We start from the raw sequence: 19787 nt of genomic DNA on the forward strand, positions 1-19787 counted from the left end.
AGAGATTAATGTCTAGATTGCTTTTTAGTATAGCCGCCAGCTTGGTCTGCTAACTTAAATTCATGAGAATACGTTACTTCTTGTGCGCTTCTTAGTGTACTTTTCGTTTTTTCATGACGCTTTTTATCAGCCATTAAAATCCCTCCAAGTAGTTCATTTCTGTACTAAGTTTCACCAAGTTTGGCGTTTTTTAAACCAATAGGCAAACATAAAAAAAGAGCTATCCATGGAGATGGATTTGCTCTCTACGCTTCTTTTAACTGGTGGTCTTCATGAACTTCTTGCTCGTGACGCATGTAGTAAAGTGTATATAAATCCTTGGGAATTTCATATAAATCGTATACTTCTTCTTTTCGATTGATTTCATCGTATAAGCTTTTTCGCGTTTCGTTAGCAAGGACTGCATAAGGTAGCTTTTCAGCTGCTTTCAGTGAACGGACATTGACTTTTCGGATTCGCATAAATACGCGCTCAATTTCTAGTTCGAAAAAGAGTTCGTTAAAGAATGCTTCTTTCGCGAGCTGATTATATCCTTTGCCGTGATAAGGTTTGCCTAACCAAGTACCCAAAAAGCCAGCTTGGTCTTCAATATCAAATAAGTTAATCGTGCCGATTGGGTTACCCCATTCATCAAGAATTGTACGCGAGATGACTTCCCCGTGCTCTTCTGCTTCCATTGTTTGCTTCGTCACGAACAAAAACTCTTCTTGAGAATACGCTTTATGACGAACAAAAGGGAAGACATCTGGATGCATCATTAGGTCATAAAGAGATTGACAGTCTTGTAGGTCACGTTTTTTTAACATAACTTTTCCCTCCTGAATGAGGGCATACAAAGGACCTTCAAGTCCCCACCCTCGAAATTTTTTAGTAGTAAAAAAAATTTCGGGGTGGGAATCGAACCCACTAGAACCAGTTACCTGGTGGCGCACCATTTGCCTTCCCATTACAAGTCAACGATTTCAAATGTTAACAAGTGATGTGTATAGATTTGTTTTTTTCATATGTTTCTGTACGTATCATACTAAAAAAATTTGAAATTGAAAATAGTTATTTTGTTAATTTTTTTTAAATAATATCTTTCCATTAATCATTGTTACTAAAGGCTTAGCCAGGTAGTGAAAAGGGTGGTAATTCCATAGTACTAAATCAGCGTCTTTATTACGTTCAATGCTGCCAACACGGTGATCAACGCGCAGGTTTCTAGCAGCTGCAATTGTAATACCTTCGAGTGCTTTTTGTTCATCTAAGCCTTCTCTTACAGCAATGGAAGCACAAATATTTAAATATTGAATCGGCGTGTAGGGGTGGTCAGTTGTAATGGACACTTCTACGCCTTGATTCCAAAGTGCTTGATAGGTTTCCCAGCTTTTATTTTTGAGCTCAATCTTTGATCGTCTTGTTAGCGTAGGTCCAACACAAACCTTTAAGTTTCTAGAAGCTAGCTCATGAGCAATCAAATGACCTTCGGTGCAGTGTTCAATACGGATATCTAAATTAAATTCATCCGCAAAACGTAAAGCAGATAAAATATCATCCGCGCGATGAGCGTGAATTCGAACAGGAATTTCACGTTGCAAAGCCTGCACAAGAGGCTTGATTCGTAAACTGTCGGTATTGTCACAGTATTTTGCTTCATAGAACGCTTCGCGAAGCATCCCCATAATGCCCATGCGAGTGATGGATTCTTTGTTTCCATGACTGTGAATTCGCTTAGGGTTTTCACCAAGCGCAATTTTCAGACCAGCAGTTTCTTGGATGAGCATGCTTGAGATGTTGGTGCCAGTAGTTTTAATCACAGAAGTTGTACCGCCGATTACGTTTGCGCTTCCTGGCATAATATGAGCGGTTGTTATGCCGTGCTGAACAGCGTCTTTGAATGCAGAATCAAGTGGATGTACGCTATCCAATGCTCGAATATGTGGAGTGAGCGGCTCGATAGTTTCATTTGCATCATTACCAGCCCAACCCGTGCCTTCGTCATAGAGTCCAAGGTGTGTATGAACATCAATAAACCCAGGAAATAAGTATTGGTTTTTACAATCCACGACTTCCACTTGAAGAGGAGGCTGTAAGTTCGGCCCAACATCTTTAATTTTTCCATTAGCAACAAGTACGTCGCAGTTAGGTACTGCCCGTGATGTAATTGGATAAACTGTAGCATTTTTAAATAGTGTCGCTTTCATAGCAAACTCCTTATCTGATACATTCATACACCGTTATAATAAGTCTTGTAATGCATTTTCTAATTTAGTATATGTAAAATGGTAGTTGTGTTGCATCATTTTTTCAGGAATTACGCGTTGTCCTTCTAAAATAATCATACTCATTTCGCCAAGCATAAGCTTCAGGCCAAAACTAGGGGCTGGAAGCCAGTGAGGACGGTGTAAAACTGCACCCACAGTTTGACCAAACTCTTTCATTTGGATAGGGGTAGGTGCTGTGACGTTAACAGGTCCTTGTACGTCTTGGTTCTCTATCGCAAACTGAATTATTCCCACAACGTCTTTAATATGCACCCAAGAGAGCCATTGATTTCCTGAGCCAACTGTTCCTCCTGCAAAAAAACGATAAGGCAAGGCAATCATTGATAATGCGCCGCCTTCTTTTCCTAAAATAACGCCAAAGCGCGTAAATACAGTGCGAATTCCTAAATCTTTAGCTTTCGATGCCTCTTTTTCCCACACTTTAACCGTTTCAGCTAAAAAGTCATCACCAACGGATGGAGACGTTTCTGTGAAGGTATCGTGTTCCGATGTTCCGTAATAACCTACAGCGCTTGCGTTAATATAAGCAGAAGGTTTTCTTTCTAAGCTATCCATAATTCGAATGATTTCACGAGTAGAAGAAACTCGACTTTGGACAATCGCTTGTTTTCGTTCCTCTGTCCATCTACCGCTATTCAACGAAACGCCTGCTAGATTAATAAAGGCATCAGCCCTCTGAATAACATCTTCAGGCTTAGCATTTTCTTTTAGCCATTCTACATAGTGAAGGTTAGGATTGTGAGAGGGTTTATTAGCATTCCGTGTTAACACGTATACTTCATGCTGTTTTTTTAGTAAATCATGCACGAGTGCTTTTCCTACAAAACCCGTACCGCCAGCAATCACAACTTTCATTTTCATTCCTCCTTTTTGATAAGTACCACCTAATACTAGCTCTATTGTTTACCAAAACGATGGTTTCAATCATTGTTCTTATATTAGTATTTATAGTTATAAAACCCTTTTTTTATCGAAAAAAACATTTCTTTTTGTTAGATCATATAATGGAAAATTTATAAAATATTCAAAAAATGTTTAGTGGTTGATTTTATTTTTTGAAAATTTTAAAATAAGTATTGTCTATATAAAATGAATACGTTATAATGACGCTATCAAAAGCGCTTTCGTAACAGAGGAGAAAACAATGGTTACAATTTATGATGTTGCAAAGAAAACGGGTTTTTCAAGTACAACTGTATCAAAAGCTTTAAATAACTATTCAGACGTTAGTGAAAAAACGAAGCAAGAAATTTTACGGGCCGCGGCTGAGATGGGCTATTTGCCTAACTCCAATGCTCAATCACTTTCTACAAAGAAGTCCCACATGATTGGCGTTGTGTTTGCTGAAGAAAACGGCGTTGGTATGAAGCATCCATTTTTTAACGCTGTGATTGAAAGTTTTAGGAAACATGCCGAGCGTCAAGGATACGATCTCATCTTTGCTTCGCGAAATTTACGCAATCGTGATGTTAGTTATTTGGAACATTTTATGTACCGAGGCGTAGACGGAGTTATTGTATTTTGTTCGCGTGCTGATGACTCTCAAATTCAAGATTTAATTAACAGCAAGCTTCCCATTGTTGTCATTGATATGATGGAAGCTCCGTGCAGTACGGTTTATTCTGATAATGTGGAAGGAGGAAAGCTAGCTGTTCAACATTTACATTCACTCGGTCATGAAAGAATTGCTCATATTGCAGGCAGTTTTATAAATGCTGTTGGAGAAGCGAGAGCAAAAGGGTACCAGAAGGGAATGCAAGAAATAGGCTTATCAATTCGAGACGGTTATCTTGTAGACGGTGGCTTCTTTTCAATTGAAGAAGGAAAGCTAGCAATGAATAAGCTTTTAGATTTAGAGGTTCAGCCAACCGCAGTATTTACAGCTGGTGACCATATGGCGATTGGTGCAATTGAAGCGATAAAAGAGCGAGGGCTTCGAGTGCCGGAAGATATCTCAATTATTGGATTTGATGATATTGACATGGTACAGTATATTACCCCGAAGTTGACAACGATTAGGCAAGATACGGATTTAATGGGAAATCAAGCTGCACAAATTTTAATTGAACAAATCACTCACAAGAAAAAAGTGATCTCATCCAACGTCATTCCAGTTGAGCTTGTCAGTCGAGAAAGCTGTCTAGCATTAAAAGAAAAAAAATAATAGCTGCTATTATTTTTTTACAGTGAATCGAAATCGGTTTCGGTTTACTTATTTTTAACTTATTTTCGAAACCGCTTTCGGATGGATTTTTGTAATAGAGAAGGAGGAGAAAGAGATGAAAAAGCAGGGGATTTTTTTCATGGTAATGGTGTTACTTTGCGGCGTGTTGGCTGCTTGTTCCAGCGGTAATAAAGCGTCGGGCGATAATGACGTCGATTTACGAATTTGGTCATTCACTGATGAATTGAAAAAGCCGATTAAAACATTTGAAGAAAAGAATGGTGTTAAAGTAGAGTTGACAATTGTACCAATTGCTGACTATCCAACGAAGCTTAAGCCTGTACTTGAAAGTGGAGTAGGAGCACCTGATGTATTTACAGGAGAAATCGCGTTTTTAAAACAGTGGGTGGACGCTGGGTATTGGGAAAACTTATCCCAAGATCCTTACAACGTGGATAAGATGGAAGACAAATATGTACCTTACACGTTTGATTTAGGAAAAGACAAAGAGGGTAATGTACGCGCTGTTTCTTGGCAAACGACGCCTGGAGGGATTTACTATAAGCGTAGTATTGCAAAAGAAGTGCTTGGCACCGATGATCCAAATCGGGTAGGAAGCATGTTAAATTCAATGGAAAACGTATTTAAAGTAGCAGAGCAAATGAAAGAAAAAGGCTACCGCATGTTCCCAGATGAAGGTGCACTACGTTGGTTTTCTCAAGGGACAAACCCTCAGCCATGGGTAAATAAAGACAACGAGTTAAAGCTTACAAAAGAACGAATTGAATACATGGATTATGCAAAGGAATTACGCGAAAAGAGCTATACGGCATTAGCGCCAGAATGGTCTCCATCTTGGCTGGAATCAATGGATAAAAAAGTGAAAGTAAAAGAAAACGGTCAACAAGTTGAAACGGAAGTATTCTCATATGTATTACCAACGTGGGGACTACACAGCGTATTAAAGCCTAACGTCAAAGATTCAGCTGGAGATTGGGCCGTTACTAATGGACCAACGCCTTATTTCTGGGGTGGCACGTGGCTTGGAGTGTACAGTAAATCTGAAAACAAAGAGCTAGCATACAAGTTTGTCAAAATGATGACGCAAGAAGATGAGTTTTTAACGGACTGGGCAAAGGAAACGGGAGATGTATTATCTTACCTTCCAGTAACGGAGCAAATTAAAAGCGATTTCAGTGACGAATTCTTAGGTGGACAAAACAACTATGAATTTTTCTTGAAACAATCAGAAGAGATTGATGCAGGAATTGTAACAAAATATGACCAGCAAATCGATACTCTTTTTGGTAACGCTGTCAGAGAATATGTAGAAGGTAAAAAGTCAAAGAATGCAGCCATTAAAGAATTTTATGAAAAAGTGAAAAATGCATACCCAGATATTACTGTACCAAAGAGCTAACTAAATAAGGGTGGCACCTGACGCTTGGTGTCCCCCGCCTTAAAAATTGAGAAAGAAGGTAGAGGGATGAACAAGGTAAATCGATATGGATATCTTTTTATAGCCCCCTTTTGGATTGTTTTTTTAATCTTCAGCATCTACCCCGTAGGACTGACGTTTTATTATAGCTTTACAAACTATACCGGCAGCGGAACTCCTGATGTCGTTGGATTAACCAACTATACACGCTTATTTACGGATCAATATTTTGTAGAAGCCTTTTTTAATACATGGAAGATTTGGGGAGTAAACTTTGTTTTACAAATTGGGATCGCGCTACTGCTAGCAGCAATATTCTCAGATATGCGCGTCAAAATGAAAGGATTGGCATTCTTTCGTTCCATTTTCTACTTGCCGAACTTAATCACGATTAGTTCCGTTGCGCTTTTATTTGGTATTTTACTAGATTGGCAGCATGGGTCATTAAATATGGTATTAATGAGTTTAGGAATTATCTCTGAGCCCATTAACTGGCTTAATAATCCAACAACGGCTCAGCTTTCCGTGTCCCTGATTTTAACATGGATGTGGTTTGGTCATTCATTTATCGTCGTTATGGCTGGGGTTTCTGGTATTTCAAGAGATTACTACGAAGCTGCTCTAATTGATGGAGCTAACCGCTGGCAAACGTTTACGAAAATTACGCTGCCATTATTAAAGCCAATTTTACTGTATATCATGATTACGTCTCTTATTGGCGGCCTGCAGTTATTTGATTTACCAATGTTGTTAACGGATGGCGTTGGTTCTCCAGACGGAGCTTTAAATACGATGGTGCTATATCTATATAACCAAGCATTTAAATACAACAACTACGGCTATGCATCAGCAGTTGCCTACGGATTATTTATCATTACCGTTATTTTCTCTATTTTTGTCTTCAAAGGAATGTACGGTAACCAAAATAAAAAGGAAAAGCAGGTGTAAACAATGATAGAACGACCTGTGGTGAATAAAAGTAAGCAAAGTCAATCGTTAGAGACTAAGGTTTCGATTAAAACACCCGGATCTGGAAAGGCAAAAGCAATCAAGCTGTTTATTTACGCAGCGCTTATCCTTTTAGCGGTCATTTGTTTTATTCCATTCTTTATGATGATGATTAATGCTACGCGATCAAATGAAGAAATTTTGACCGGGTTTCAACTTCTTCCAGGCTCTTCGTTGATGGAAAACTATGAAACGATGCTACAGTATATCAACATATGGACAGGATTTAAAAATAGCCTAATCATTTCAGTGCTTGTCACTGTGCTATCAGGATATTTCTCAGCGTTGACTGCTTATGGATTTGCTTTCTACACGTTTAAAGGGAAAAATTTCTTGTTTGTCTTCATGCTTGTCATGATGATGGTACCTGGACAGCTTGGTTTAATCGGTTTTTATGAGCTGAGTAAAAATCTTGGAATTCTAGATACGTTTATTCCACTTATCGTCCCAGCCATCGCAAGTCCGTTTGTAGTGTTCTTTTTAAAACAATACATTCAAACAACGCTTCACCCAAGCTTAATTGAGGCATCGCGAATTGATGGAGCCAGCGAGCTAACCATTTTTCATCGCGTAGCCATGCCAATTATGATGCCGGCAATTGCGACGATGTCTATCTTTACATTCATTGGATCATGGAACAACTATATTACGCCATTGGTTGTGTTGTTCTCACCAGAAAAGTTTACTTTACCAGTGTTAATGGGCTTTTTGAAAGGTTCTCAAGTTGCTCAGAACTTAGGTTCACTTTATTTAGGTATTGCGATATCGGTTGTACCAATTATGGTCGCATTTTTATTTCTATCAAAATACATTGTCAATAGCATTTCAGCAGGGTCTATTAAAGAATAGGGGGATTATCGGATGAAATTTCACAAAGGGTTTACGTTTGGAACGGCAACATCAGCTTATCAAATTGAAGGGGCATATTTAGAAGACGGAAGAACAGCGTCTATCTGGGATATGTTCTGTGGCATACCAGGAAAAGTGCATAAGGGTCATAATGGCAACGTGGCTTGTGATCATTATCATCGCTTTGAAGGAGATGTAAATCAAATTAAAAAGCTGGGAGTCGATACATATCGCTTTTCAATTTCTTGGCCACGAATTTTTCCGGAAAAAGGCGTGTTTAACCAGCAGGGAATGGATTTTTACAAACGTTTGATTAAAAAGCTACGCTCTGAAAACATCAAGCCAGCCGTAACGCTTTATCATTGGGATTTGCCGGTATGGGCACATGAAGAAGGCGGATGGGCGAACCGTGAATCGGTTCAATGGTTTATGGATTATGCACGCGCTTGTTTTCAAGAATTAGATGCCAATATTGATTCTTGGATTACTCATAATGAGCCATGGTGTGCAGCTTTTCTAGGCTATCATCAAGGTGTTCATGCACCAGGACATCAAAATATGGAAGAAGCGTTAAAAGCAGCTCATCATATTTTAGTATCTCATGGCCAAGCCGTACGCGTGTTGAAAGAAGAGCTAAAGTCAAGTACACCGATTGGAATTACGCTTAATTTATCACCGGTCTATGCGAAAACAAGCTCTTTAAATGATCAGCTTGCAGCAAATAATGCAGATGGGTATTCCAACAGATGGTTTTTAGACCCGGTTTTTAAAGGGCAGTACCCTGTTGATATGATGAATGTTTTTTCAAAATACGTTCATTCCTATGATTTTATCCAAGCTGGTGATTTAGACATAATTTCGACTCCGTGCGACTTTTTTGGAATTAATTTCTATAGTCGAGCGCTAGTTGAGTTTAACGCAGCTTCTGATTTTATGTATCAAGGAGCATATTCTGACTATCCAAAAACAGGAATGGGCTGGGACATCTCACCAAAAGAGTTTAAAGATCTAATCCATCGTTTACGAAAAGAGTATACCAACCTTCCAATTTATATTACGGAAAATGGAGCAGCGTTTGATGATATTGTTGAAAATGGCCGCGTTCATGATGCAGGTCGTGTAGAGTACGTGGAGCAACATTTACAGGCTGTACATGAACTCAATGAAGAAGGAATGGGTATTGAAGGCTATTATTTATGGTCATTAATGGATAACTTTGAGTGGAGCTTTGGTTACGATAAACGCTTTGGAATCCTCTATGTAGATTTTGATTCTCAAGAGCGAATTTGGAAAGATAGTGCATATCGATATGCGGAAATTATTAAAAGCAACCGTAGCATCTTAATTTAAAAGCAACGGATACGTTCTTCTTGGTTCAGTGTGATATGATGAGCCAAGAAGAATTTTTTTGTTGAATTGGATGAGGTGAAAAAATGACGGTTATTACGAAAATTACAACGCAAAAGAATAGCGCAGAGAGATTTAATGTTTATATAGATCAAGGAAAAGGCGAAGAATTTGCTTTTGGTGTTGATGCCAATGTTCTCATTCAGTATGACTTGAAAAAAGGACGAGTGTTGGATGAGTTTGAACTAGCGGAAATTCAATTTGCAGATGAGGAAAAAAAAGCTTATAACTTAGCGGTAACCTATCTCTCATATCGAATGCGCTCTGAAAAAGAAGTAAGAGATTATTTAAAGAAAAAAGAAGTAGGAGATATGATTGTTCAGCAGGTGATTCAAAGGTTAGATTCTCACAGGTATTTAAATGATGAAGAGTTTGCCAAAGCCTACGTGCTTACGCAGGTTAACACTACGTCAAAAGGGCCGAGCGTTATTAAACGAGAGCTTCAAGAAAAAGGGATTAAACCAGACATCGTTCAGTCTACGCTTGAACATTTCTCAAAAGAAGAGCAAATTGAAACAGTAATGAAGCTCATTGCAAAGCTAAAGGGGAAATATAAAAAGTACTCAGAAATCGTCATGAAGCAAAAGATTGAGCAGTTTTTAGTGAACAAAGGCTATTCTTTTAGCATTATTAACGAAGCCATGCAGCACGTGGATGTTGAAAAAAATAGTGATGAAGAATGGCAAGCTCTTACACAACAAGGCATGAAGGCTCATAGGAAATACGCGAAGTATAGCGGCTGGGAGTATGAGCAAAAAATGAAGCAGAACCTCTATCGAAAAGGCTTTTCAATTGATCAAATTGAAGCGTTTATTTCATCCTTGGAAGAAGAATAAAGCCTTGCTGTCAGCAAGGCTTTTGTGTATGTTACATCATAATGTCTTCCTTTGTCATACGCTGGTTGAAAATAATGCTAGCTACTTCACTTGGATGCTTTAAGCGGCTTTTATCCGCGATATGATCGCTGTTGTCCCAAAAAGGCGTATCCATTCCGCCCATATAAGCAGCAGTGCATGAAACAGAAGTGTGCTCACATTCTACTTTTAAACTTTCAACAAATCCTCTGAGCGCAAATTTACTTGCGACATAAACGGATTCGTTTTTCTTTCCGCGCAGCCCAGCAGTTGAGATGATTGTTAAGATAGAGGCTTGCTCACGTGTTTGTAGATGAGGTAGCAGGGCTTGTGTGAGGTAAATTGTTCCTTTAACATTGGTATCAATGACCTCATCAATCATCTCTTTTGTGTAGCTTGTAAGTGGTCCAAAATGTCCCATACCTGCGTTGTTAACTAAAACGTCAACGGAGTGAAAAGACAAAAGATTATCCATTTTTTGTGTAAGCTCTTGGTAATTAGTCAAGTCCGCTGAAACGGTGGCAATGCAGCTTGTACCTAACTCTTCTTGTGCTTTATTCAGTCTTTCTTCATTTCTGCCTAATAAAATGACTTGATCGCCATTTTGTACATATAGCTTAGCAAGCTCGTTGCCAAGACCCGTTGCTCCGCCCGTAATTAATATTGTTTTCATGTAAGCGCCTCCTTATATTGCTCTCCTTTTAGTTATACCTTTTGTTATAATAAAAAGAAAGGAACAAAAGGGGGAAACATCGTGTCAGACAAAAGGTATAGTGAAATGAGTACGTATGAGATTCAGCAAGAGATTAGCGTGCTAAATGATAAAGCACGAAAAGCTGAGCAATTAGGGATGATTAACGAGTATGCCGTATTAGAAAGAAAAATTGTGATGGCTAAGTCGTACTTGTTGGATCCATCTTCATACAAACCTGGTGAAGTATATGAAATTGAAGGAGCTCCAGGTCAATATTTTAAAATTGATTACATGAATGGAGTGTTTGCTTGGGGGTTTCGTTTAGGAACCTCTGAGAAAGAAGAAGCACTACCAATCTCAATGCTTAAGAGCGATTCATAAAACAAAGCACGAATTGACGGCGATCAATTCGTGCTTTTATTTTGTTAGCCGTCTGTACGTTGGTTAGATGCGTGCATACGCTCCTGTGGGTTTGTGTTAATTGTTCCATCAGCGCGTTTTGAAGCGAATTCAGCTTTAGCGCGTGGCTCACCTTCTAGTTTGTTGTTTGATTGATTTGGAAAGTTTTTTTCTTTATTACGCATTCAAGACTGCCCCTTTTACAAAAGAATTTGTTGTGTGTATGATATAGTAAGTCAGGGAAAGCTATACTCCCCTTGACTTAGTGTAAGTCGAAACCAATCGTTTACTCATGAATAATTTGGTAACAGAGGTGTTTATATGGAAGATATTTTTGAAAGACTCACAAATCAATTACTTGCAAAAAATGATACACTTTCTTATGCACAAGCAAGAACGTGGGTTGAGTTATTTTGGGAAGATTTCGAGTCAACGTATGCAAAAGCAGGCTATGAATACAAGGGAAAAGAAGCTGCAGAGCAAGTTGTAAAAATGTACATTAACCACTATGGGGATAAGCTTCATGAAGTGGCGGTCAAAAACCCAAAATATAAGCACTTATTAAATAACGATGATTATTTAAAGCATTAATTTACAAATGAAAAGCCCCCTGGCTCTAGCTTAGGGGGCTTTAGGTGCTCAAATGGCTTAGTGAGGAAGATAGTCGAGCTTTTTACGAAGCTTTTTCTCACTAAAAATCCATCCTGTATACGAACAAATAATATTCAAATCATAATCAAGCTGAACTACTGCTACAAACGGGTAATAATCTTTGCTACGATAGCGAAGGTCAATGAAGCGAACTTCAATATGATCGCTGTATTCATCAACTTCCCAACGATAAATTGGGGAAAAAGATAAGAATGCAGCCAGGTTTTCATCACGTTTAGCAACATCAATTACGTCAGACTCAGGAATAGGAATCTTTTTAAATGTATCGTAAATAAAGATTTTCTGGCCAACTGCGCGCCCAACGTGGAAGTTTTCTTTGGTTGTGATGGCTAGGTGCCAGTGTGTAAAGCGAATCGTTGGTGAAATATTCATTTTTACCACGTCCGGAAACTTCTGGCGTATTTTCTTTGCAATTTGGTGTCTCATGTAAAAGCGCCATACATAGTACAAAGCAATAATACTGTACATGGTAATAAAGGTTGGGCCAGGACTCATTCCTAAGAACCAAATTAAGATGGCAACAACATGGACAGCAAAGATAAAGTAGTCAAATGTATTAATAACACCGAGCGCAATCCATTTATCAGTAAATGGCCTTAAGGCTTGTGTGCCGTAAGCATTAAACACATCAACAAAAACGTGAATGATAACGGCAGCAAAAGTCCAAATCCATAAGTGGAATAAATTAGCGTTTGGAAAAAACAGCGAAACAATTACAATAATAAGCAAGGGCCAAAGCGCCACTGCTGGAATTGAATGCGTGATTCCGCGATGATTTCGAATGTAGTGAGCATTATTTTTAAGTTTTAAAATCGTATCTAAATCAGGTGCTAATGAACCGGCAATAACGCCAATCATTACGGCTTCTGTGGTGACACTGCTTGCCGCGACAACAGGATCTAAAGTAGCAAGTGCACCGATGGCGATTCCCATTGCAATATGTGTACCAGTATCCATTAAAGCAACCTCCTTATTTGCTTAACCTTACTTTTCAGATAGAAGCAAGTGTGTTTAGAGTATAACATGAATAGAAACAGAACAATATTTCAATACCAATACATTGTATATGTATAGCTCATACCTCGGAGGATATAACGTGAAACAAAGTAAAGATATTGTCAAAGATTTTCAAATAGAACAATTTCAGCACGATCTTATCTCATGGTTTGAGACAGAACAGCGCATTTTACCATGGCGACAAGATCAAGATCCCTATAAAGTATGGGTTTCTGAAATTATGCTACAACAAACGCGAGTTGATACAGTCATTCCATACTTTAATAATTTTATTGAGAAATTCCCAACGATTGTAGACTTAGCCTATGCGCCTGAAGACGACGTATTAAAAGCATGGGAAGGGCTAGGCTATTATTCACGAGCGCGAAATTTACAAGCAGCTGTTCGCGAAGTGCACGAACAATACGGTGGCAAAGTTCCCCACACGCCAGATGAAATCTCAAAGTTAAAAGGAGTAGGACCATATACGACTGGAGCCATCCTTAGTATTGCATACGGGGTACCTCAGCCAGCTGTTGATGGGAACGTCATGCGAGTATTATCCCGTATTTTATCAATTTGGGACGATATTGCAAAGCCAAAGACTCGCAAGGTTTTTGAAGAGGTTGTTCATGAAATCATTTCAAAAGACAGCCCGTCGTTTTTTAATCAAGGCCTAATGGAATTAGGCGCCATTGTATGTACCCCAACTTCTCCATCCTGTCTTCTATGCCCTGTGCGTGAGCATTGTCGAGCGTTTGAGCAGGGTGTTCAGCAGGAGTTACCGGTTAAGTCAAAGAAAAAACCACCAAGAGCTGTTCAAATCGCAGCGGCTGTTGTTACAGATGAACAAGGTAATTTCCTCATTCACAAGCGTCCCAATAAAGGTTTACTTGCAAACCTGTGGGAATTTCCAAATGTAGAAGTGGATCTTACCATTGGGACAGAGCAAACTCAGCTTACATCCTTTGTTGAAGCCGATTATGATACAGAAGTGGTGCTAGACCCTCCTTTTACAGTCATTCAGCACGTGTTCTCCCACATTGTGTGGAACATTAACGTGTATAAAGGGGTACTCACGGGCAATATTGCTAACCGAGATGATTTAAAGTTAGTATCGGTTAAAGAAATAGAAGAATATGCGTTTCCAGTGTCTCATCAAAAAATTCTAAAGGAATACCATAAAATTACTTAATGAAAAGAGACTGTGGTTGTTCACAGTCTCTTTGTTGTTGTGTTTAATCATATATTACGTTGGTGGAGTGCGTGTAATCAGCTTCATTTCGATACAGACCGCCACGATTTTCAATTTCTTCTACAATTTGACGATGAATACCTTGGCCTTCAGTATTTAAATAAGGCATGATTTGCTGGAGGGAATGATGAAAATATGCGAGCTCACTATCTCGCCATTCGGTCTTTGCCATCATTGATAATTCAGTCATATCACGACCTACGTACATGCTTCATCACCTTCTTATCATTAATTAAGCCTCATTCTTGCATCGTAAGCAAATGAATCTAGGCAGACTTATTTTTTCATCTCCCCTTGTTTCTTATACAGAAATATAAGTACAATATGAACAGAACGATACATAAGGAGTAGATAATATGGAACAAAAAGTAGCACTTGTAACGGGAAGCAGTCGTGGAATTGGAAAAGAAATTGCACTAAGACTTGCAAAGGACGGATACAATATCGTCCTCAACTATGCGCGTAGCAAAAGTGCAGCATTAGAAGTAGCAGAAGAAGTAAAAGCACTCGGACGTGAAGTGCTGGTTGTAAAAGCAAACGTCGGTAAGGTCGAAAAAATCAAAGAGATGTTTGAGCAAATTGACGAAGCTTTCGGGCGCTTGGATGTATTTATTAGCAATGCAGCATCTGGTGTTTTACGTCCTGTAATGGAGCTTGAAGAAACACACTGGGACTGGACAATGGATATTAACAGCAAAGGTTATTTATTCTGTGCGCAAGAAGCGGCAAAAAGAATGGAAAAAGTCGGGGGCGGCAAAATTGTAACCATCAGTTCACTGGGCTCGATTCGCTATTTAGAAAACTATACAACGGTAGGAGTTTCAAAAGCAGCCGTTGAAGCATTAACTCGCTATCTTGCGGTAGAGTTAGCTCCGAAAAACATCATTGTGAATGCTGTATCTGGAGGAGCCGTTGATACCGAAGCGTTAAAGCATTTCCCAAATCGCAATGAGCTGTTAGACGATGCGCGTCAACATACGCCAACAGGTCGAATGGTTGAGCCAAATGATATGGTAGATGCGGTTCAATTTTTAGTGTCGGATAAAGCCAATATGATTTGTGGTCAAACGCTTATCGTAGATGGCGGACGTTCTTTACTGATGTAATAAGCTAAAATAAAAAAGAGTGTATATCGCCGTAATCACCTGGACATATTAATTTTTGTGGAGGTGATTACAATGGCAAAACAACCAAACAAAACAAACGCGCAACACGTAAAGCAACAAAACGCACAAGCTGCAAACAACCAATACGGTGCAGAATTTGCTAGCGAAACAGATGCGCAACAAGTGAAGCAACAAAACGCACAAGCTGAAGCAAAGAAAAACCAAAACTCTGGTAAACACCAAGGTTAATGGTAAAAGCGAAGCCAAGGTTCTTATGAAGGACCATGGCTTCGCTTTTTAATTTGACAAAAGCTCTCGAAACTTTACATATCTCGTCAAAGGAATTAAAGGTGAAAGAACAGAATGTTAAAAGTGGACTTATACCCAAGAGCGTTCTGATTTCAATTTCAACAGATTCTGCTTTATAAATGTGTTACCTACCTGAAATGAAAGAAGTGAACGAGCTGTTTACTAGAAGGAGGAGTAAGACATGGAGCAATTTACAAAATTAGTGTCTCAACAATTAGAAACGATGGACCAACTTTTGTTTTTACAATCAGAAATTGAACGCTGTCAACAAATTGAAGAAGAGCTTATTAAACTACAGGCAGAAGCAAAGCTGGATTGTATCCGCGGAGAAATTAGCGAGATGAAGCAAAGGCTAAAAGAAATTCAGCAAACTTTTGAGGTACAAACAGAAGAGATTATCTCTTCATACAAAAAGGATTCCCACTATCCGGTATCTCGTTAAAGGAAAGCTGCACCTCTCTTTTTAAAGGATGTTTCCTTGCTAAAAAGAGAGGTGCAGCTTTTTTATTCAAGAAGAACCACATCACATTTGTTTTAAAATAGAAGAGAAACCGTTATAATAAATAGGAGAGGACAATGTATATACGAAACAAGGTCACTGTTTAGAAAGCAGATATGTTACCGCTTTGATAAAAAGCATCGATGGTTTTAACTAAAAGAAGTAATGACATATAAGACTAGGCTGTGACTACTTAAAAGCGTACGTGAGGTAATTGTGATAGTCAAAATGAAAGTAGGGAGTGGAGATGGGATTTCCAATGGAAGGAGAAACAATTCAAATACACAGTTATAAGCACGATGGCAAGCTTCATCGTGTGTGGGATCAGACGACGGTTTTAAAATCGACAAGTAGCCTGATGATTGGAGGAAACGATCGCACGGTCGTAACAGAATCAGACGGTAGAACGTGGATTACAAGAGAGCCAGCCATCTGTTATTTCCATTCGCAATATTGGTTTAACGTGATTGGTATGATTCGTGAAGATGGTATTTATTATTATTGCAATATTAGTTCACCATTTACGCATGACCAAGAAGCGCTGAAGTACATTGATTATGATTTAGATATTAAAGTATACCCAGATATGACCTATACGCTTCTAGATGAAGATGAGTACGAAAAACATCGTCAAGAAATGAACTACCCAGAAGCGGTAGACCGTATTTTACATACTCATGTTGAGCATTTGAAAACCTGGATTCGCCAACGTAAAGGACCGTTTGCACCAGAATTTATCGATACGTGGTATGAGCGTTTTTTAACATATCGACATGCATAAGCGCACGGATATAAGCGTCATTATAGGATCTAGAAATTTGACCTATATGATGCTTTTTTATGTTGAGTACCAGAGCTTAAAAACCGTATATGAAAGTGTGCAGAATGTTACATTATAAAAGAGGCTTAATAGGCATAGCCATTTAGAGGAAGAAGGGAGAGAGAACAAGTGGGAAGCATCAGGCGGTATATGGAATTTGTAAAGCCATATAAGTGGCAAATTGTTGGAACAGTTTTAATTGGTGTGGTAAAGTTTTCAATTCCACTATTAATTCCACTGCTGTTAAAATACGTACTTGATGACGTTATTGATTCAGATACATTATCAGACAGTGAAAAAATAAAGCAGTTGTTGATGATCATGGGTGGTTCTTTCTTTGTTTTTTTAATTTTACGCCCTCCAGTTGAATATTATCGTCAATATTATGCGCAGTGGGTATCAAGCAAAGTATTGTATGATATTCGAAACCAGCTGTTTGATCATATTCAAAAGCTCAGCCTTCGTTATTATTCTAATACGCGTGTAGGTGAAATCATCTCGCGTGTCATTAACGATGTAGAGCAAACGAAAAACTTCGTAATCACGGGTTTAATGAATGTTTGGCTTGATATGTTCACCATAGTAATTGCTATTATTATTATGTTTACAATGAACGTGCCACTAACATTGGTATCTATTATTTTACTGCCATTATACGCTTTATCCGTTAGATATTTTTATGGTAGGCTACGTCATTTAACTCGTGTACGCTCTCAAGCATTAGCTGAAGTACAAGGTCATTTACATGAACGGGTACAGGGAATTTCAGTTATTCGAAGCTTTGCGATTGAAAATCATGAGCAAGCGCAGTTCGATGATCAGAACCGTAATTTTTTACAAAAAGCAATTGATCATACAAATTGGAATGCTAAGACATTTGCAGTGGTGAATACGATTACGGACTTAGCCCCGTTAATTGTTATTGCGTTTGCTGGTTATCAAGTTATTAACGAAAATTTATCGATTGGTACCATGGTGGCGTTTGTAGGCTATATTGATCGGTTATATAACCCGCTGCGTCGACTTGTAAACTCATCAACAACATTAACGCAGTCCGTTGCTTCTATGGACCGAATGTTTGAATTTATTGATGAACAATATGACATTGTAGATTCGCCTAATGCGAAAGACGCTCTAGAGATTAAGGGAGCAGTTCAGTTTAATAACGTATCATTTGCGTATGAAGAAGATGAGTATATCCTGCACGATATTAACTTGGATGTTGAACAAGGAAAATCGGTAGCGTTTGTAGGTATGAGTGGTGGCGGTAAATCAACCATCATTAGCCTTATTCCACGCTTTTACGATGTCTCTTCCGGGGAAATTTTAATTGATGGTGTAAACGTAAAAGACTATCAAACGAAAAATCTGCGCGATCAAATAGGAATCGTTTTGCAGGATACGGTATTATTTAGCGATACGATTCGTAACAATATTCTATTGGGAAAACCCGGTGCCACAGATGAAGACGTTGTAGCAGCCGCGAAAGCAGCTAACGCACATGACTTCATTATGAAATTGCCCAACGGTTATGATACGAAAGTGGGAGAAAGAGGAATGAAGCTTTCAGGTGGGCAAAAGCAGCGCGTCTCCATTGCTCGCGTATTTTTGAAAAACCCACCGATTTTAATTTTTGATGAGGCAACATCTGCATTGGACTTAGAAAGTGAACATTACATTCAAGAAACTCTTGAAAAGCTTGCGAAGGAACGAACGACGTTTATCGTGGCGCACCGTTTGTCAACCATCACACATGTGGATGAAATTGTACTCGTTCAGGATGGAAAAGTCGTTGAACAGGGTTCTCACGGAGAGCTAATGAAGAAAAAAGGATATTACTATGATTTGTTCACTGTACAGCAGTTAGGGCAAAATTAAAAGCCAGGTAGGTACCTGGCTTTTTTTAATCTTGTTCTCGCTCATGATTAATTTCAAGTGCATTGTCTTCCTTATGATAATTGTGGAAACTATCGATTAATCGATCTAAATGCTCTAGCTCTTCACTGTATTCAATGATACTTGCGATGAGAGGAAATAAGTGATACAACATCTTGTTATCTTCGTCATCTTCAAGCAGCTTATATTTCATAAATGCATCAATTAATGCACGCTTTTTTGTATATGCTTCAGTTGGTACAGATGTTGTTAATTGAACCTTTAGCTTACCAATAAACTTTAACAGAGCCTGCTCGTGATACATTAGCAAGCATTCCATCTCAGATTTTATGAGATTCTGAAACGACTGTGGCATGTGTTGAATATCATTTTCAAGACGATGCAACTGCTTTAATGTTTTAAGAGCATGGGAGGTTGTTGTAATCATTTGGCGGAAAAGCACAAGTTTTCGAGATTTAACAAATACCTTTTTCTTTGAATTCGTTCGCTCTTCTTTATAGAAATCAAACAGCTGATTGGCTTTCGTTAGCTGATCCTTGATTTTTTCAATGTCTTCTTTTAACAGCGTATATTCAGAAGCATGGTAGATATTCATACGAATCCACTTAATAATTTCTTCAGTTGTACCAACAATTTTATAATAAAGCTTTGTTTCATACTTTGGTGGTAAGAAAATTAAGTTTACAATAAATGCTGAAAAGACCCCTAATAAGACGGTTGCAAAGCGGATGACTGCAAACTGAACAAAGTCATCACTAGGGCTTTCCATAATAGCAATAACGGTTACCAGCGCAAGGCCAATTGTATTGCCGATTTTTAGCTTTAAATTAAGCGTAATTACCATAACAGCCGTTAAACCAATAATAAACGGATGTGTGCCGAATAAAAGTCCAAACCCAACTGCTAGTAACGCTCCGATGACGTTAGCTTGAATTTGCTCCAAAACTGTCAAATACGAGCGATAAATTGAAGGCTGAATAGCAAAAACTGCTGCGATTGCTGCGAATGTGGGTGATGGCAGATTGAGCAATTCAGCGACTAACAATGAAAGTGTAATGGCAATTCCCGTTTTTAAAATGCGGGCACCAAGTTTCATGCTTTCATAGTCCTTTCTATACATAAGATTTTGATAAAATAAATAAAAGCTTCTTTAT

The 19787-nt window shown here is 38.6% G+C and carries 23 protein-coding genes; 14 read left to right on the forward strand and 9 right to left on the reverse strand.

The window, feature by feature from the left end:
• Positions 1-5 precede the first annotated feature (5 nt).
• From LZP85_RS01135 to LZP85_RS01150, 4 genes are all read right to left on the reverse strand, one after another.
• Entirely contained in the window at positions 6-134 is a 129-nt protein-coding gene (locus tag LZP85_RS01135; RefSeq protein ID WP_076512909.1) for a YfhE family protein, read from the reverse strand.
• A gap of 111 nt (positions 135-245) precedes the next feature.
• Positions 246-806, reverse strand: coding sequence for a GNAT family N-acetyltransferase (locus tag LZP85_RS01140; RefSeq protein ID WP_025909523.1), 561 nt, complete (start codon positions 804-806; stop codon positions 246-248).
• A 252-nt stretch (positions 807-1058) separates the two neighbouring features.
• Positions 1059-2186 carry an amidohydrolase gene (locus LZP85_RS01145; RefSeq protein WP_234561938.1) on the reverse strand — a complete coding sequence of 376 codons (1128 nt, stop codon included), beginning with the start codon at positions 2184-2186 and terminating at the stop codon, positions 1059-1061.
• A gap of 33 nt (positions 2187-2219) precedes the next feature.
• A complete protein-coding gene (locus LZP85_RS01150; RefSeq protein ID WP_078990323.1) occupies positions 2220-3122 on the reverse strand; it encodes a TIGR01777 family oxidoreductase in 903 nt (300 codons plus the stop codon).
• Between the two features lie 289 nt (positions 3123-3411).
• Here LZP85_RS01150 and LZP85_RS01155 point away from each other — a divergent pair, with 289 nt between their 5' ends.
• From LZP85_RS01155 to recX, 6 genes are all read left to right on the forward strand, one after another.
• Complete coding sequence (locus LZP85_RS01155) at positions 3412-4431, forward strand: LacI family DNA-binding transcriptional regulator (protein WP_234561940.1); 1020 nt, start codon at positions 3412-3414, stop codon at positions 4429-4431.
• A 115-nt stretch (positions 4432-4546) separates the two neighbouring features.
• Positions 4547-5851, forward strand: coding sequence for an ABC transporter substrate-binding protein (locus LZP85_RS01160; RefSeq protein ID WP_234561942.1), 1305 nt, complete (start codon positions 4547-4549; stop codon positions 5849-5851).
• 66 nt (positions 5852-5917) lie between these two features.
• Positions 5918-6817 carry a carbohydrate ABC transporter permease gene (locus tag LZP85_RS01165; protein WP_206833667.1) on the forward strand — a complete coding sequence of 300 codons (900 nt, stop codon included), beginning with the start codon at positions 5918-5920 and terminating at the stop codon, positions 6815-6817.
• A gap of 3 nt (positions 6818-6820) precedes the next feature.
• Positions 6821-7726 carry a carbohydrate ABC transporter permease gene (locus LZP85_RS01170; RefSeq protein WP_206782878.1) on the forward strand — a complete coding sequence of 302 codons (906 nt, stop codon included), beginning with the start codon at positions 6821-6823 and terminating at the stop codon, positions 7724-7726.
• Between the two features lie 12 nt (positions 7727-7738).
• Positions 7739-9076 carry a GH1 family beta-glucosidase gene (locus tag LZP85_RS01175; RefSeq protein WP_206782879.1) on the forward strand — a complete coding sequence of 446 codons (1338 nt, stop codon included), beginning with the start codon at positions 7739-7741 and terminating at the stop codon, positions 9074-9076.
• Positions 9077-9159: 83 nt separating this feature from the next.
• Positions 9160-9969 (forward strand): recombination regulator RecX, encoded by an 810-nt coding sequence (gene recX, locus LZP85_RS01180; protein ID WP_061786517.1) that lies wholly within the window; start codon positions 9160-9162, stop codon positions 9967-9969.
• A 31-nt stretch (positions 9970-10000) separates the two neighbouring features.
• Here the strand turns inward: recX and LZP85_RS01185 are convergent, their stop codons facing one another.
• Complete coding sequence (locus tag LZP85_RS01185; protein ID WP_025909530.1) at positions 10001-10660, reverse strand: SDR family oxidoreductase; 660 nt, start codon at positions 10658-10660, stop codon at positions 10001-10003.
• An 81-nt stretch (positions 10661-10741) separates the two neighbouring features.
• Between LZP85_RS01185 and LZP85_RS01190 the strand changes: the two genes are divergently transcribed.
• Positions 10742-11062 (forward strand): YfhH family protein, encoded by a 321-nt coding sequence (locus LZP85_RS01190; RefSeq protein WP_025909531.1) that lies wholly within the window; start codon positions 10742-10744, stop codon positions 11060-11062.
• Between the two features lie 44 nt (positions 11063-11106).
• Here LZP85_RS01190 and LZP85_RS01195 read toward each other — a convergent pair whose 3' ends face one another.
• Entirely contained in the window at positions 11107-11265 is a 159-nt protein-coding gene (locus LZP85_RS01195; protein ID WP_025909532.1) for a small, acid-soluble spore protein K, read from the reverse strand.
• Positions 11266-11401: 136 nt separating this feature from the next.
• Here LZP85_RS01195 and LZP85_RS01200 point away from each other — a divergent pair, with 136 nt between their 5' ends.
• On the forward strand, positions 11402-11671 hold the full coding sequence (locus LZP85_RS01200) for a YfhJ family protein (protein ID WP_025909533.1): 270 nt from the start codon (positions 11402-11404) through the stop codon (positions 11669-11671).
• A 57-nt stretch (positions 11672-11728) separates the two neighbouring features.
• Here the strand turns inward: LZP85_RS01200 and LZP85_RS01205 are convergent, their stop codons facing one another.
• Positions 11729-12709, reverse strand: coding sequence for a metal-dependent hydrolase (locus tag LZP85_RS01205; RefSeq protein ID WP_206782880.1), 981 nt, complete (start codon positions 12707-12709; stop codon positions 11729-11731).
• Positions 12710-12848: 139 nt separating this feature from the next.
• Here LZP85_RS01205 and mutY point away from each other — a divergent pair, with 139 nt between their 5' ends.
• Complete coding sequence (gene mutY / locus LZP85_RS01210; RefSeq protein ID WP_076512914.1) at positions 12849-13943, forward strand: A/G-specific adenine glycosylase; 1095 nt, start codon at positions 12849-12851, stop codon at positions 13941-13943.
• Between the two features lie 43 nt (positions 13944-13986).
• On the opposite strand, the gene LZP85_RS01215 is transcribed toward mutY, so the two are convergent.
• The gene (locus LZP85_RS01215) at positions 13987-14211 is read right to left on the reverse strand and encodes a hypothetical protein (RefSeq protein ID WP_119542849.1); all 225 of its coding nucleotides are present in this window, start codon (positions 14209-14211) and stop codon (positions 13987-13989) included.
• A gap of 148 nt (positions 14212-14359) precedes the next feature.
• Between LZP85_RS01215 and fabL the strand changes: the two genes are divergently transcribed.
• The 5 genes from fabL to LZP85_RS01240 all read left to right on the forward strand — a co-directional run bounded on the left by fabL (position 14360) and on the right by LZP85_RS01240 (position 18615).
• Entirely contained in the window at positions 14360-15109 is a 750-nt protein-coding gene (gene fabL, locus LZP85_RS01220; RefSeq protein WP_025909537.1) for an enoyl-[acyl-carrier-protein] reductase FabL, read from the forward strand.
• Positions 15110-15181: 72 nt separating this feature from the next.
• Positions 15182-15358: a gamma-type small acid-soluble spore protein gene (locus tag LZP85_RS01225; RefSeq protein ID WP_119542848.1), complete on the forward strand. Its 177-nt coding sequence runs from the start codon at positions 15182-15184 to the stop codon at positions 15356-15358.
• Positions 15359-15599: 241 nt separating this feature from the next.
• On the forward strand, positions 15600-15860 hold the full coding sequence (locus LZP85_RS01230; RefSeq protein WP_119542847.1) for a YgaB family protein: 261 nt from the start codon (positions 15600-15602) through the stop codon (positions 15858-15860).
• Positions 15861-16164: 304 nt separating this feature from the next.
• A complete protein-coding gene (gene ntdP, locus LZP85_RS01235; RefSeq protein ID WP_025909539.1) occupies positions 16165-16698 on the forward strand; it encodes a nucleoside tri-diphosphate phosphatase in 534 nt (177 codons plus the stop codon).
• Between the two features lie 168 nt (positions 16699-16866).
• Positions 16867-18615, forward strand: a complete 1749-nt coding sequence (locus LZP85_RS01240; protein ID WP_025909540.1) for an ABC transporter ATP-binding protein — start codon at positions 16867-16869, stop codon at positions 18613-18615.
• Positions 18616-18640: 25 nt separating this feature from the next.
• On the opposite strand, the gene LZP85_RS01245 is transcribed toward LZP85_RS01240, so the two are convergent.
• Positions 18641-19729: an FUSC family protein gene (locus LZP85_RS01245; protein WP_025909541.1), complete on the reverse strand. Its 1089-nt coding sequence runs from the start codon at positions 19727-19729 to the stop codon at positions 18641-18643.
• Positions 19730-19787 lie beyond the last annotated feature (58 nt).

The sequence above is a fragment of the Priestia flexa genome (assembly GCF_021441905.1).
Classification (GTDB): domain Bacteria; phylum Bacillota; class Bacilli; order Bacillales; family Bacillaceae_H; genus Priestia; species Priestia flexa.

Coding starts and splice junctions, on each gene's coding strand:
- LZP85_RS01135 (WP_076512909.1), bottom strand. CDS start 134: ATGGCTGATAAAAAGCGTCATGAAAAAACGAAAAGTACACTAAGAAGC.
- LZP85_RS01140 (WP_025909523.1), bottom strand. CDS start 806: ATGTTAAAAAAACGTGACCTACAAGACTGTCAATCTCTTTATGACCTA.
- LZP85_RS01145 (WP_234561938.1), bottom strand. CDS start 2,186: ATGAAAGCGACACTATTTAAAAATGCTACAGTTTATCCAATTACATCA.
- LZP85_RS01150 (WP_078990323.1), bottom strand. CDS start 3,122: ATGAAAGTTGTGATTGCTGGCGGTACGGGTTTTGTAGGAAAAGCACTC.
- LZP85_RS01155 (WP_234561940.1), top strand. CDS start 3,412: ATGGTTACAATTTATGATGTTGCAAAGAAAACGGGTTTTTCAAGTACA.
- LZP85_RS01160 (WP_234561942.1), top strand. CDS start 4,547: ATGAAAAAGCAGGGGATTTTTTTCATGGTAATGGTGTTACTTTGCGGC.
- LZP85_RS01165 (WP_206833667.1), top strand. CDS start 5,918: ATGAACAAGGTAAATCGATATGGATATCTTTTTATAGCCCCCTTTTGG.
- LZP85_RS01170 (WP_206782878.1), top strand. CDS start 6,821: ATGATAGAACGACCTGTGGTGAATAAAAGTAAGCAAAGTCAATCGTTA.
- LZP85_RS01175 (WP_206782879.1), top strand. CDS start 7,739: ATGAAATTTCACAAAGGGTTTACGTTTGGAACGGCAACATCAGCTTAT.
- recX (WP_061786517.1), top strand. CDS start 9,160: ATGACGGTTATTACGAAAATTACAACGCAAAAGAATAGCGCAGAGAGA.
- LZP85_RS01185 (WP_025909530.1), bottom strand. CDS start 10,660: ATGAAAACAATATTAATTACGGGCGGAGCAACGGGTCTTGGCAACGAG.
- LZP85_RS01195 (WP_025909532.1), bottom strand. CDS start 11,265: ATGCGTAATAAAGAAAAAAACTTTCCAAATCAATCAAACAACAAACTA.
- LZP85_RS01200 (WP_025909533.1), top strand. CDS start 11,402: ATGGAAGATATTTTTGAAAGACTCACAAATCAATTACTTGCAAAAAAT.
- LZP85_RS01205 (WP_206782880.1), bottom strand. CDS start 12,709: ATGGATACTGGTACACATATTGCAATGGGAATCGCCATCGGTGCACTT.
- LZP85_RS01215 (WP_119542849.1), bottom strand. CDS start 14,211: ATGTACGTAGGTCGTGATATGACTGAATTATCAATGATGGCAAAGACC.
- fabL (WP_025909537.1), top strand. CDS start 14,360: ATGGAACAAAAAGTAGCACTTGTAACGGGAAGCAGTCGTGGAATTGGA.
- LZP85_RS01225 (WP_119542848.1), top strand. CDS start 15,182: ATGGCAAAACAACCAAACAAAACAAACGCGCAACACGTAAAGCAACAA.
- LZP85_RS01230 (WP_119542847.1), top strand. CDS start 15,600: ATGGAGCAATTTACAAAATTAGTGTCTCAACAATTAGAAACGATGGAC.
- ntdP (WP_025909539.1), top strand. CDS start 16,165: ATGGGATTTCCAATGGAAGGAGAAACAATTCAAATACACAGTTATAAG.
- LZP85_RS01245 (WP_025909541.1), bottom strand. CDS start 19,729: ATGAAACTTGGTGCCCGCATTTTAAAAACGGGAATTGCCATTACACTT.